This is a genomic window from Inquilinus sp. Marseille-Q2685 (assembly GCF_916619195.1).
In the GTDB taxonomy this organism is placed as follows: domain Bacteria; phylum Pseudomonadota; class Alphaproteobacteria; order DSM-16000; family Inquilinaceae; genus Inquilinus.
Genome location: NZ_CAKAKL010000002.1, coordinates 1,615,057 through 1,628,498 on the forward strand (window position 1 = coordinate 1,615,057; position 13,442 = coordinate 1,628,498).

The 13,442-nt window shown below is 69.1% G+C and carries 11 protein-coding genes; 5 read left to right on the forward strand and 6 right to left on the reverse strand.

The features are described from left to right. Positions 1 to 80: 80 nt before the first annotated feature. From LG391_RS16735 to LG391_RS16745, 3 genes are all read right to left on the reverse strand, one after another. Entirely contained in the window at positions 81 to 2,030 is a 1,950-nt protein-coding gene (locus tag LG391_RS16735; RefSeq protein WP_225769136.1) for an ABC transporter substrate-binding protein, read from the reverse strand. Between the two features lie 173 nt (positions 2,031 to 2,203). Beyond that, a complete protein-coding gene (locus tag LG391_RS16740; RefSeq protein WP_225769137.1) occupies positions 2,204 to 3,130 on the reverse strand; it encodes an ABC transporter ATP-binding protein in 927 nt (308 codons plus the stop codon). Further along, the gene (locus LG391_RS16745) at positions 3,127 to 4,047 is read right to left on the reverse strand and encodes an ABC transporter ATP-binding protein (protein WP_225769138.1); all 921 of its coding nucleotides are present in this window, start codon (positions 4,045 to 4,047) and stop codon (positions 3,127 to 3,129) included. Before LG391_RS16745 ends, LG391_RS16740 begins: the two co-directional genes overlap by 4 nt. Before the next feature lie 105 nt (positions 4,048 to 4,152). On the opposite strand from LG391_RS16745, the gene LG391_RS16750 reads away from it, so the two are divergent. Beyond that, complete coding sequence (locus LG391_RS16750) at positions 4,153 to 4,980, forward strand: M55 family metallopeptidase (protein ID WP_225769139.1); 828 nt, start codon at positions 4,153 to 4,155, stop codon at positions 4,978 to 4,980. A gap of 68 nt (positions 4,981 to 5,048) precedes the next feature. On the opposite strand, the gene LG391_RS16755 is transcribed toward LG391_RS16750, so the two are convergent. Beyond that, entirely contained in the window at positions 5,049 to 5,843 is a 795-nt protein-coding gene (locus LG391_RS16755) for a DUF4304 domain-containing protein (RefSeq protein ID WP_225769140.1), read from the reverse strand. A gap of 11 nt (positions 5,844 to 5,854) precedes the next feature. Then, entirely contained in the window at positions 5,855 to 6,463 is a 609-nt protein-coding gene (locus LG391_RS16760; protein WP_225769141.1) for a helix-turn-helix domain-containing protein, read from the reverse strand. Between the two features lie 139 nt (positions 6,464 to 6,602). Here LG391_RS16760 and LG391_RS16765 point away from each other — a divergent pair, with 139 nt between their 5' ends. From LG391_RS16765 to LG391_RS16775, 3 genes are read left to right on the forward strand one after another with little or no spacing between them, the layout of a single operon-like run. After that, positions 6,603 to 7,757 carry an FAD-binding oxidoreductase gene (locus LG391_RS16765; RefSeq protein ID WP_225769142.1) on the forward strand — a complete coding sequence of 385 codons (1,155 nt, stop codon included), beginning with the start codon at positions 6,603 to 6,605 and terminating at the stop codon, positions 7,755 to 7,757. Next, on the forward strand, positions 7,754 to 9,217 hold the full coding sequence (locus tag LG391_RS16770) for a M81 family metallopeptidase (RefSeq protein WP_225769143.1): 1,464 nt from the start codon (positions 7,754 to 7,756) through the stop codon (positions 9,215 to 9,217). Before LG391_RS16765 ends, LG391_RS16770 begins: the two co-directional genes overlap by 4 nt. A 22-nt stretch (positions 9,218 to 9,239) precedes the next feature. Further along, positions 9,240 to 10,877, forward strand: coding sequence for a serine hydrolase (locus LG391_RS16775; RefSeq protein ID WP_225769144.1), 1,638 nt, complete (start codon positions 9,240 to 9,242; stop codon positions 10,875 to 10,877). A gap of 7 nt (positions 10,878 to 10,884) precedes the next feature. Here LG391_RS16775 and LG391_RS16780 read toward each other — a convergent pair whose 3' ends face one another. Then, positions 10,885 to 12,204: a mandelate racemase/muconate lactonizing enzyme family protein gene (locus tag LG391_RS16780; RefSeq protein WP_225769145.1), complete on the reverse strand. Its 1,320-nt coding sequence runs from the start codon at positions 12,202 to 12,204 to the stop codon at positions 10,885 to 10,887. A 150-nt stretch (positions 12,205 to 12,354) separates the two neighbouring features. On the opposite strand from LG391_RS16780, the gene LG391_RS16785 reads away from it, so the two are divergent. Further along, on the forward strand, positions 12,355 to 13,392 hold the full coding sequence (locus tag LG391_RS16785) for a LacI family DNA-binding transcriptional regulator (protein WP_225769146.1): 1,038 nt from the start codon (positions 12,355 to 12,357) through the stop codon (positions 13,390 to 13,392). Positions 13,393 to 13,442 lie beyond the last annotated feature (50 nt).

A 13,442-nucleotide genomic window follows, 5' to 3' on the forward strand; every position in this document is an offset into this window, starting at 1 on the left:
GCATCCCGGACCGGAAAGGAAAGGATCGGCCGGCGCCGGGCCAGGGACGCCGGCCCGGCGCCCCTGCCCGGCCGCCGCGCCTATTTCTCCTTTTTGGAGATCGGATAGAAGTCCCAGGCGCCGTACTCGATCATGTTGTGGACGTAGCCATCGACCCAGTCGCGGGTGACGATGAAGCCGTACTCCTCCCACAGGAACTGGGTGGTGGCGTATTCGTGGCTCATCTCCTGCAGCTTGGCGTAGATCTTCTCCCGCTCGGCCGGGTCCACGGTGGTCCAGGCCTGCTTCAGCAGCGGGTCGAACTTCTCCCGCATCAGCCCCTGGTATCCCTTGCCGCTCATTCCCGCCACCAGGCCGGTGCTGGACAGGTAGTAGGTGGCGGCGCCCAGCGGCCCGCCCGGATCGGAATAGTCCGGCCCCCAGCCCATGATCGCCATCGGCGCGCTGGGATCCGCCGCGCCGGCGCCGGAATCCGCCGAGCCATAGACCTTGTCGGCGAAGGTGGAGGGCTGCAGCTGCTGGATCTTCAGCCTGAACTTCGGGTTGATGCGGGCCAGGTTCTGCTGCAGCACCGACAGCGCCGAATGATAGGCGGTATTGCCTTCGCTCATATAGGCGGTCAGCTCGAAGCCGTTCTCCCAGACCTGGCCGCCCCAGGCCTTCTTGAAGTGCTCCGCCGCCTTCTCCGGGTCATAGGAATAGACCGGGCTGTCCGGCCGGTAGCCCATGATGCCGCGCACGGTGGGGCCTCGAAGCTGCACGGTCTTGCCCAGCAGCACGTCGTCCAGCAGCAGCTGGTAGTCCTGGGCGTAGTTGAAGCCCTTGCGCACGTCGATATCGGCGAAGAAGTCGGGCGGGACGCCCTTGCCGTCCAGCTTGCCGCTGCCGATCGCCGGATTGTCCACCGCGGCGACCGGCCAGATGTAGAAGATCGACCGGCCGAACACCTGGGGCAGGCCCTCGGTCACCTTGATGCCGGGCTTCGCCGCCACCTCGTCCAGGAACTCCACCGGCGTGGTCACCACATCGGCGTCGCCGGCCTCGAGCTGCAGCAGGCGCGTGGTCCATTCCGGCACCGAGCGCAGCACCACGCGCTCCAGCTGGGCCGGGCCCTGCCAGTAGCCGTTGAACCGCTTCAGGGTGATCTTCTTCTCGGACCGGTCCCAGGCCTCGACCATGAAGGGGCCGCTGCCGTTCTCGACCTCGAACAGCTTGTCCTCGCCCAGCTCGGGCTTGTGGAACGCCTTCCAGGTGCCGGCGGTGCCGTCCCAGTCGCCCTGGTCGCGGGCCCATTCCTGGTCGATGATCGAGGTGGCGAAGGGCAATGCCATGATGCCCAGCGTGGCCGGGAACGGCGCGTCCAGCGCGATCGTCACCCGGTCGCCGTCGATCCTGATCTTCTGCGACAGCGCGTCGTGCACCTTGGCCAGACCGGCGGCGTCGACCTCGTCGAAGGTCTTCACCCCGGCCAGGTCGATGGCCCAGGCCTCGATGTCCGGGTACTTGCCGGCGGTGATCATCTCCGTCACCGCATTGGCCATCCAGCTGTCGCCCTGCAGGATGGCGCGCATCAGCGAATACTTGACGTCCTGGGCCGTCAGCTCGCCATGGCCGGGGACGATCGCCGCCTTCTCCTGGTCGGTCAGCTCGTCATACGGCTTCCAGGCGATGGTGCCATCCGCGACTTTCACCCCGACCTTGTGGGTGTAGATCCCCTTGCGGATCGGGAAGGTGTAGCTGATCGACCCGTTCTCGCCCGGCTTGATCAGTCCGTTCTCCAATGACGGCACCTCGGTCGACAGGGCCGGCACGAACTCCGAGATCTCGCTGCCCTTGTAGTTCAGCAGCCGCATATGAGTGTTTATCGAGACATAGCTGTTCGGGGTGTCGGCCATATAGGCCGGATCCAGCGTCCGGATGTCGCTGGTCCACAGATAGACGAGGGTATTCGGGTTCTTCAGCTCGGCCTGCGCCGTGCCGGACAGGGCCAGCAGGGCGATGCCGAGGCTGGGGCCGATCCAACTCTTCATCGAGGAGCCTCCTGTTTTGCTGGGCGCTTTTCGCCCTTACGGGGTCGCCTGGAACGGCGATCTGCCCGGCAGTGTGTCTTACGCCTGACAATAAGACCATACCGAATACGCCCAATTTTCCGCCTTTCGGAAAACCTTTAGCGTATCGGAATATAACCCCAGCTCATGAGGTCTCAGACCTCCGCGCGCACGAAGTGCCGGTCGGACACCTGCTGCATCGGCAGGATCGCCGGCTCGAAATCGGGCGGGCGCACCGCGCTCGGGATCTCGTCGGCCAGCAGCGCGCGGTTCTCCGGCCGCTGCCGCGGATCGGCGACGGGGACGGAGGACAGGAGCTTGCGGGTATAGCTGTGCCGCGGGTTGCCGAAGACCTCGCGCCGGCTGCCGATCTCGACGATCTGGCCCAGATACATCACCGCCACGCGATGGGCCATCCGCTCCACCACCGCCATGTCGTGCGAGATGAACAGGACGGCGATGCCGGTCTCCGCCTGCAGGTCCATCAGCAGGTTGATGACCTGGGCCTGGATGGTGACGTCCAGCGATGCCACCGCCTCGTCCGCGATCACCAGCTTCGGCCGGGTGCTGAGCGCCCGGGCGATGCAGATGCGCTGGCGCTGGCCGCCGGAGAAGGCGTGCGGGTGGCGCCGCGCATGCTCCGGCGACAGCCCCACCCGCCGCAGTAGCTCGGCGACGCGCGCCCGGATCTCGGCCCGCGACAGGCCGCCATGGACCAGCATCGGGTCGGCGATCGCCTGCCCCACGGTCATGCGCGGGTTCAGCGAGCTGAAGGGGTCCTGGAACACCATCTGCACCTGGCGGCGCAGCGCCTGGATCTCGCGCGCCGGCTGCCCCAGCGTCTCGCGGCCCTCGAACCGGATCGAGCCGGAGACCGGCCGGTCCAGCTGCAGGATGCTGCGGCCGATGGTGGACTTGCCGCAGCCGCTTTCCCCGACCAGGGCCAGCGTCTCGCCCGGGAAGATCTCGAACGACACGTTCTCGACCGCGTGGACACGGCCCGTCACCTTGCCGAAGACGCCGGACCGCAGGTCGAAGCGGGTGGTCAGGTTCTCGACCGCCAGCAGCGGGGCGCGGGTCATGCCGGCATCTCGACGCGCGCGTCTTCGCGCGTCTCGGCCGGATCGAGAGCATTGCCGACCTCGACCAGCGGGAAGCGCTCGGGCTCGTCCTTGTCGGCCATGCTGCCCAGGCGCGGCACCGCGGCCAGCAGCGCGCGGGTATAGGCGTGCAGCGGCGTCTCGAACACCTCATAGACCGTCCCGGTCTCCACGATCTCCCCCTTCAGCATGACGCAGATCCGGTCCGCGATCTCGGCCACCACGCCCATGTCGTGGGTGATGAACAGCACCGACATCCCGATCTCGCGCTGCAGAGCCCGCACCAGGTCCAGGATCTGGGCCTGGATGGTGACGTCCAGCGCCGTGGTCGGCTCGTCCAGGATCATCAGCGACGGGCGGCAGCACAGCGCCATGGCGATCATCACCCGCTGCCGCATGCCGCCCGACAGGTGGTGCGGATACTGGTCCAGCCGCTTCTCCGCCTCCGGCACCCGCACCAGCTTCAGCGCGTTCAGCGCGATCGCGCGGGCCTCCGCCGCGCTCTTGTCCTGATGCCGCATGATCGCCTCGGCGATCTGGAAGCCGATGCTGAAGACCGGGTTCAGGCTGGCCATCGGGTCCTGGAACACCATCGAGATGTCGGATCCCCGCACGCTCTGCATCCGCTTCTGCGGCAGCCGGGCCAGGTCGGCCACCTCTCCGCCACGCAGGCGCATGCGGATCGACCCGCCCACCAGCCGGGCGCCGTCATATTCGGCGAGCCGCATGATGGTCATCGCCGTCACCGACTTGCCGCTGCCGGATTCCCCGACCAGGGCCAGCGTCTCGCCCCGCCCGATATGGAACGAGACGCCCTTCACCGCGCGCAGGGTCTCGCCCCCGCCCAGCGAGAACGAGACCTGGAGATTTTCGACCTCGAGCAGGCGATCGTTCTTCATGGCTCTCCGATGCCGTAGCGAGAAGAAATTTCCTATACGCTAAAAAGTACCGTATGCAACAATGGCATCGTTCACAAGCGCCAATGACAAGCCGGGAGGGAAGAAATGCGTCTCTACATCTCCGCCGACATCGAAGGCATCGTCGGCGTCGTCAGCCGCGACCAGACGGGGCCCGAAGGCTTCGAATACGAGCGGGCGCGCGACTGGATGACCGACACGGTGGTCGCCGCCTGCGAGGCCGCGCAGGAGGCCGGGGCGACCGGGATCGTGGTCAGCGATTCCCACGGCAACGGCCAGAGCCTGAAGATCGAGAAGCTGCCGGACAGCGTGCAGCTGGTGCGCAGCTGGCCGCGCCCCTTGTGCATGATGCAGGGAATCGAGGTCGGAGAGTTCGCCGGCGCCCTGCTGATCGGCTACCACTCCGGCGCCAGCAACCCCGCCGGCGTGCTGGCGCACACGCTGAGCGGCAGCGCCTTCCAGGAGGTGCGGGTCAATGGCCAGGTGCTGAACGAGGCCGGGCTGAACGCTGCCATTGCCGGCCATTACGGCGTGCCGGTGATCTACGCCTCGGGCGACGACGTGGCGACCGCCGAGATCCGCGACATCGTCGGCGACATCGAGACCACGACGGTGAAATGGGCGCACAGCACGCGCTCCGCCCGCACCCTGACGCCGGCGGCCGCCCATGCGGCGGTGCGCGAAGGCGTGAAGCGCGCGGTCGCCCGGATCGGCGAGGCCAGGCCGTTCCGGCTGAACGGCCCCCTCGCCCTGGAGGTCCGCTTCCGCCACCGCCTGCCGGTCGAATACCTGGCCTATCTGCGCTTCGTCACCCAGGTCGACACCCACACCATCCGCTACGAGGCGGAGGATGCGGTCGACATGTCGAAGTTCCTGATGTTCCTGTTCGGCTACAGCGTCAGTGCGACGATGTAGGCTCTCGGTCGGCGCGACGATGTAGTGTTAGGTGTGTGGGGCCAGCTCGCCGAACCTGACGCATCCCTCTATCGCAGACCGAGGTTCAGGTTCTCTGCAGTCGCTATAGCCGCCAGGAGCAAGGCGGTTCCATTTGGTCGGAGGCGAGGCAATCCCTCACGGCCGAACCTTTCTCGCGCCGCCTCGAAGGACGAGAGGAGATCCGGATGCCGGTCAAAAAAGTTCCGGCCGGCTTCTTCCGCCAAGTCCTTTCCAGAATAGCAGAGCAGGAAAGGTATCGCCTCTCCGATCCCAAACGAGGGGACGTCCTCTTCAATCAGCAATCGAGCCATCGCATCCGGATCGGAGAATCGGTCGAAGTAAGGCAGAATCATCTCGTGGCACGCAGACACAGCGTCGGCGATGGTCTCTGCTCTCGTTCCCGGATCGGCCAAATTCCATTCCAACCACGCTGGTGGATCGACCAGATTGCCGATCTGACCTCCGGCGACCCCTCGATACCTCTCCCGCCTTTGATCCCATGGCCAATGGTGGTTGCTGGCCCATTCCGCCAATCGGCGCGACGACACACCCCCGTGCACCCAAAGAGCCACATACTCGCTGGCGATGTTGTTGTGACTCGATTGGAATTGAATTTTGAACACAAAATCTTCGTCGCGACGACTCAGATGAGGGCCGCTTCTTGCATACTTGAAATCCTCCTTGGCGAGCTCTGCTGCAATAATATCGCAAGCCTGCAGATAGATATCCCTAGGGGACTCGGCCCCCGTCGGGCCAGGCCGTCCATGCGCCTCTCCAACGCGTGCCTTCCTCATAGCCGTGTCAGCAAAGAGTTCCGCGGCCTTGCGAAAGACGGTCCGCATCGCCCCCCCCTTCAGATCGTGAACAGCGACCGCAGCGTCCCCTCCAGGTCAGGATCGGGGCTGGAGCAGACGGCCAGCACCATGGCGTCGCCCTCGCCCACCGAGATGTAGGCGTGGCCCATGGTGCTGTCGAGATAGATGCTGCCGCCCTTCTCCAGCCGCACCGGGGCGTAATGGTCGGTGTGCACCTCGATCGCCCCTTCCAGGACGTAGATGAACTCCTCCCCCGAATGCCGCACCAGCGGGCCGAACTCCTCGATGGTGCGGGTCTTCACCCGGCCGACCTCCGGCACCATCCGCTTCCGCTGCAGCTCGGTGCAGAGATAGAGGTAGTCGTAGTTCTGGGTGACCTGCAGCAGCCCTTCCCCCGGCCGGCTGATCGACCGGCGCGCCAGCGCCGCCCCCGACGGCGCCGGCGTCGACAGCAGCTCGGCCAGGTTGATGCCCAGCCCCTCGCTGATCTGCAGCAGCTTGTCGTAGGTCAGCGACATCTGGTCGTTCTCGACCTTCGACAGGGTCGAGACCGCGACCCCGGTCCGCCGGTTGACGTCCTGCAGCGTCCAGCCATGCCGGCGCCGCAGCGCCTTCAGGCATTCCCCGAGCTTGGGCTGATTGGACATGCGCGGACCCTGACACTGGATGGTCGATCACCCTATGTCGGGGGACGGCTTATCGCAAGAACCACGAATTTTCCGATACGATAAACTATTTGACACAAACGCTATCGCTCCGCAGTCTGCCGTCAAAGGGAGCTGCCGGATGGATGTGGTCGACATCGCCGTGATCGGGGGAGGCATCGCCGGCGCATCGCTGGCCCGGGCCGCCGCGGATGGCCGCCGGGTGCTACTGCTGGAGCGCGAGAGCCAGCCCGGCACCCACGCCAGCGGCCGGTCCGCCGCCCTGTTCTCCGAGACCTACGGCAACGCCGTGGTGCGCGCCCTGTCGATCGGCAGCCGCGACGTCTTTCGCGCCCCGCCCGAGGACTTCGCCGGCTTCGACCTGACCCGCCCGCGCGGCGCCATGCACGTCGGCCGGCCGGGCCAGGAGGCGGCGATCCGCAGCCGGGCGCAGGCGCTGGCGGCCCTGGTCCCGAGCGTCCGCGAGATCGGCGCCGCGGATGCCATCGCCCGGGTGCCGGTGCTGCAGCCGGGCGGCGTCGCCGGCGCGGTGTTCGAGCCGGAGGCGTTGGACCTCGACACCAACGGGATGCTGCAGGGGTCGCTGCGCGGCCTGCGCCGGCGCGGCGGCGAGGTCCGCACCGGGGCCGAAGTCACGGCGCTGGCGCCGTTGCCCGGCGGCGGCTGGCGGATCGTCACCGCGGCCGGGCCGGTCGAGGCAGGCATCGTGGTCAACGCCGCCGGGGCCTGGGCCGATGCGGTCGCGGCCCTGGCCGGGGTCGCGCCGGTCGGGCTGGTGCCGAAGCGGCGCACCGCCATTCTGTTCGACGCGCCGGGCCATGACGTCGATGGCTGGCCGATGGTGGTCGATCTGGACGAGACCTTCTACATCAAGCCGGATGCCGGCAAGCTGCTCGGCTCGCCCGCCGACGAGACGCCGAGCCCGCCCTGCGACGCGCAGCCGGAGGAGATCGACGTCGCCGTCGCGGTCGACCGGATCGAGCGCGCGACCACGCTCGAGATCCGGCGCCTGACGCATCGCTGGGCCGGGCTGCGCAGCTTCGTCGCCGACAAGACGCCGGTGCTGGGCTTCGACCCCGACGTGCCGGGCTTCTTCTGGTGCGCCGGCCAGGGCGGCTACGGCTTCCAGACCGCGCCGGCGATGGCCCGGCTGGGGGCGGCGCGGCTGCGCGGCGATCCGGTGCCCGAGGATCTCGCCCGGCTGGGCGTCACCGCCGCCGCCCTCTCCCCCGGCCGGTTCCGCGCCGGTTCTGCATCGACGGAGCCGCATCCGTGAAGATCTTCATCGCCGCCCTGGTCACCGAGACCAACACCTTCTCGCCGCTGCCGACCGGGGCCGCCAGCTTCTACGCGCCCGAGACCTACCGGCGGCGCGACGCCAGCCTGGACGGCACCGCGGCCGAGACCATCTGCCAGAAGACCTGGCGCCGCCTGGCCGAACGCGACGGGCATGAGGTGGTCGAGAGCGTCACCGCCATCGCCCAGCCGGCCGGGCGCACCATCCGGTCGCTCTACGAAAGCCTGCGCGACGACATCCTGGACGACCTGCGGCAGGCCGGCCCGGTCGACGTCGTGCTACTGCTGATGCACGGCGCGATGGTGGCCGACGGCTATGACGACTGCGAGGGCGACACGGCCCAGCGGGTCCGCGCCATCGTCGGCCCCGATGTGCCGGTCGGGATGGAGCTGGACCTGCACTGCCACCTGACCGACCGGATGGTCGAGGCCTGCACCGCGATCATCGGCTTCAAGGAATACCCGCACACCGACATGGAGCCGCGGGCGGTCGAGCTGTACGAGCTGTGCCTGCGCGCCCGCCGCGGCGAGATCCGGCCGGTGATGGCGCTGCACGACTGCCGCATGATCGGCATGTGGCGCACCCCGGTGGAACCGATGCGCGGCTTCGTCGACCGGATGCAGGCGCTGGAGGGTCGCGACGGCATCCTGTCGGTCACCTTCGGCCACGGCTTCCCCTGGGGCGATGTCGAGGATGTCGGCGCGCGGATGCTGGTGGTCGCCGACGGCGACCGCGACCGGGCCCGCCGGGTGGCCGAGGATCTGGGGCGGGAGATCTGGGATCTGCGCCACGCCACGGCGACGCCGCACGACACGGTGGACGAGGCGCTGGACCACGCGCTGGCGACGCCGCGCGGCCCGGTGGTGCTGGCCGACGTGGCCGACAATGCCGGCGGCGGCGCGCCGGGCGACAGCACCTTCATCCTGCGCCGGATCATCGACCGCGGCATCGGCAACGTGGTCAGCGGCTGCTACTGGGACCCGCAGGCGGTGGCGCTGTGCGAGGAGGCCGGCGAGGGGGCGAGCTTCGACCTGCGCATCGGCGGCAAATGCGGCCCGGCCTCCGGCGACCCGGTCGACCTGCGGGTCACGGTCAGGCGCGTGCTGCCGGAGCTGCGCCAGACCGGGCTGAGCGAGGATTGGGCGCCGCTGGGCCGCGGCGTCTGGGTGCAGGCGGCGGGCGAGGTCGACCTGGTGCTGGTGACGCTGCGCAGCCAGACCTTCGCACCCGATGCCTTCACCGCCTTCGGCATCGACCCGGCCGGCAAGGCGATCGTGGTGGTGAAGTCGACCCAGCATTTCCATGCCGGCTTCGCCCCGATCGCGGCCGAAATCCGCTACGTCACCACGCCGGGTGCGATCCCGCCCGATTATGCCAGTATCGGCTATACCAAGCGCCGCCTGCCGTTCTGGCCGCGCGTGGAGAACCCCTTCGCCTGACCCCTGCTTCCGGGAGGACGCCATGACCGATGACAGCCCCCTGCCCCCGGACCTGCCCCATGATTTGCGGTCCCGCATCGACGCGCTGTTCGCGCGCTGGGCCCGGCCGGATTCGCCCGGCGCCGCGGTCCGCGTCACCCGGCACGGGCGCGAGATCCATCGCGGCTTCTACGGCATGGCCGACCTGGCCCACGGCGTGAAGATCGACGAGCGCACGGTCATCCGCATCGGGTCGCAGACCAAGCAGTTCACCGTGCTGCTGGCGCTGATGCTGGAGGCCGAGGGCCGGCTGTCGATGGAGGACGACGTCCGCCGCCACCTGCCCTGGCTGCCCGAATACCCGGAGACGGTGACGCTGCGCCATTTGGCCGCCAATGTCGGCGGCCTGCGCGACTTCCTCGAGATCATGGTCCTGGGCGGGTTGCCGATCGGGGCGCCGTCCACCCGCGCCTGGGCGCGCCGGATCATCGGCGGCCATGGCGGCGTGAACTTCCGGCCCGGCACCGACCTGATCTACTGCAACACCGGCTTCTTCCTGCTGTCCGAGATCGTCGAGCAGGTCTCGGGCAAGACTTTCAACCAGCTGCTGGAAGAACGCATCACCGGGCCGCTGGGAATGCGCGACACCCGGCTGATGCGCTGGGATTCGGAGATCCTGCCGCGGCTGGCGGATCACCACACCCGCGGCCCGGACGGCGGCTGGCACAAGGCGCAATGGGGCGTGGTTCTGGGCGGCGAAGGCGGCATGGTCTCGACGCTCGAGGACATGACGCTGTGGCTGGCCAATCTCGACGCGCCGAAGGTCGGCACGCCGGAGATGATCGCCCGGATGTCGGCGCCCGGCGCCGTGATCGACGGCATCCCGTCGCCCTACGGCCTGGGCCTGGTCACCTGCCGCTACCGCGGCCTGGCCAGCATCGGCCATGGCGGCGGCGTCGCCGGCGGACGTTCGGAATCGGTGCGCTTCCCGGAAGCCGGGATCGGCATCGTCATCCTCGGCAACACCGACGACATGGGCCCGTTCTCCCTGGCCCGCCGGATCCTCGACCTGGTGCTGGGCCATGAGCCGGGCCCGCCGTGCACCGCGGCGACGGCCGGGCGGCTGAAACAGGCCGCCGGCCTGTACCGGGCCGAGGACGGCGACGACGTGTTCGGCATCGCGGTGAAGGACGGGCAGCCCGTTTTCGTCAGCAACATGAACAGCGGCATGCCGATCGAGCAGGTCGGCGACGATGCCTTCATGCCGGAGCGGGGCATCGTGCCGCTGGAGTTCACGCCGCGCGGCGACGGCGACATGGACACGCGCTGGTTCGGCCGCCCGCGGCGCTTCCGCCGCCTGGCCGACGCCGCCCTGCCGGCCGCGCCCGGCCTGGCCGGACGCTATGCCGACGCCGCCACCGGGTTCGAGGCCGAGATCGGCGAGGAGGACGGCGAGACGGTGCTGCGCCTGAGCACCCCCTACGGCACGTGGCAGACCGCGTTGGAGGCCCGGGCGCCGGACCTGCATCTGGCCGTACCGTGGCGGGCCCTCTCGGACACGCCGCCGAAGCCCGGCGCGATCGACGCGGGCGGCTGGGAGTTCACGATCCGCACCGTCGCGGACGGCATCGTGCTGAACGACGACCGCACCAAGCATCTGCACCTGGCCCGAACGGCCTGACGCACCTTCAGCCGCGCGACCGTCGCTCGAAGCCGATGCGGATGCGGTTCCACTCCTCGGTCGGCTGGAACATCGTGCCGGGATGGCGCAGATGCGCCTCCACCGCCGCCTCGTTCAGCTCGATGCCGAGGCCCGGCTTGTCCGGCACGGTGACGTAGCCGCCTTCGAGATAGTCGGGGTCGATCCCGGTCACCAGCTCGCCCCAATCCGGGATATCCAGCCCGTGATGCTCGACCGCCACCAGGCCGGAGATCGCGGCGCCGCAATGCACATTGGCCATCAGCCCGATCGGGGTGCAGCAGGCGTGCAGCGCGGTCGCCAGGCCGAAGCGCTCGCCGTAATCGGCGATGCGCTTGGTCTCCAGCATGCCGCCCGAGGTCAGCAGGTCCGGGTGCAGGATGTCGAAAGCGCGGGTCTCGATCGGCTCGCGGAACCCGTCCCAGAGATACAGCTCCTCGCCCGCCGCGATCGGGGTCAGCAGGGCGTCGGCCACCTTCCTGTGGCCGGCGAAATCGTGCCAGGGCAGCGGGTCCTCGAGCCAGGCGAGGTCGAACGGCTCCAGCGCCTCTCCCAGGCGGATCGCCTCGTCGGCGGTCATGAAGCCCTCGCCGAAATGGTCGATGCACAGCGAGATCTCGGGGCCCACCGCCTGGCGCACGGCGCCGACCACCTCGACCGCGGCGGCGATGCCGGCCTGGCTCAGCTTGATCCCCCGCCCGGCGCCCGGCGCGCGCCAGGCCTTGGCCAGGTCGTATTCGTGCCGGGTGGCCTGCCCGACCAGGGCGCCGTCGACCGCGTTGAAGAAGCGCGGCGGCAGGTCGAACTTGATGAAGGTCAGGCCCAGCGCCTTGCGGCGCAGGACGGCCTCGACATAGCCCTCCGGCGTCATCTGGGCCGGGGCCGGCGTGTCGCCGTAGATCCGCACCCGGTCGCGGTGCTTGCCGCCGAGGAACTGGTGGCAGGGCACGCCATAGGCCTTGCCGACCAGGTCCCACAGCGCGATCTCGATGCCGGAGACGCCGCCCCCTTCCCGCCCCCAGTTGCCGTAGCGGCGCAGGGCCGAGAAGATCATGTCGACATTGCAGGGGTTCTGCCCCAGCAGCATGTGCTTGAACTGCAAAGCGTATTCGGCATGGCCGCCGTCGCGCACCTCGCCGAGGCCCGAGATGCCCTGGTTGGTGTCGATGCGGATGATCGGGTGATAGCCGCTGCCGACCACCACCGCGACCCGCAGGTCGGTGATCCTCAGCTCGCTCGGCCGGGAATGGGTCGACACGGCATCCTCGACCCTGCCCATGGCGGCGTCGTCCAGGCGTCCTGTGGTCATGGCGTCCGCCCCTGCAGTTTGCTGTTCGTTAGGTAATTTGCTATCATTGCCAAACAAGTTGCGCAAGACAGGCCGGCCGCATGGGACGATATTGACGGCAGAACGACCGCTGCGGCAGAAGGTGCGGCCCAAACAGGAGCGCAACACCGCATGAGTTCAGGCCGCGTCACTATCCAGGACATCGCCGACCGGCTGGGGATCTCGAAGTTCTCGGTGTCCCGCGCCCTGTCCGGCAAGTCCGGCGTCGGCGAGGCTACCCGCAACCGGGTGCTGCGCGCCGCGCACGCTCTCGGATACCGCCGCAGCCAGGAACTGCCTGCGGCCAACGGCCAGATCCTGTTCATCCGGCAGGAGATCGACCCGGTGTCGAGCGAGCTGTGGCTGAACATGCTGCACGGGGCCGAACGCGAGGGCGAGCGGCTGGGCTTCTCGATCGTGCCGCGCCAGGCCCGGCACCTGGCCGAAGGCGGCCCTCTCGACAGCGCCGTGGCCGGGCTGATCCTGGCCGTGCCGCGGCCGCAGGAGATCTCCGCCCTCGCCGCCCGCACCGGCCTGCCAGTGGTCTGCGCCACCTATGTCGGAGCGATGGAGCGGATCGACCAGGTGGTCGGCGCCGATTGGGAGGCCGGGGTCGGCGTGGCCCGGCTGCTGCTCGGCCTCGGCCACCGGGCCACGGCCTTCGTCCATGGCAGCACCCTGCCGCTCGGCCGGGCCGAGCGCTTCCGCGGTTTCCGCGACGGCATGCTGGAGGCGCCGGGCACCACGGCCGAGGACATCGTCTTCGACGAGGCCGAGGGCTTCCGCGACGCCTTCCTGGCCCATCTCCGCCGCGGCGGCGCGCCGACGGCGCTGTTCTGCGCCCATGACGGCATCGCCGTGAACGTGATCTCCGACTTGCTGCGCCTGGGCCTCCGTGTGCCGGAGGACATCTCGGTCGTTGGCTTCAACGACTTTGCCGCGGCCTCGCAGGTGTCGCCGCGGCTGACCACGGTGCGGACGCCGCAGGTCGAGATCGGCGCCGCCATGGTGCGCTGCATCGCCGACCGGCTGGGCGACGCCGAGGCCGCGTCGCGGCCGCCGGTGCGACTGGCGCTGGTGGCCGAGATCGTCACCCGTGGCTCGACCGGGCCGGCCGCGCCGACGGCTTGGCTGGCGCCGGTGCTGAAGCGGGCAAAGGCGGAGAAGTAGCTTCCAGTGGACCGGCCCCCTCCGATTGCCTCTCCCGCCTGGCGGGAGAG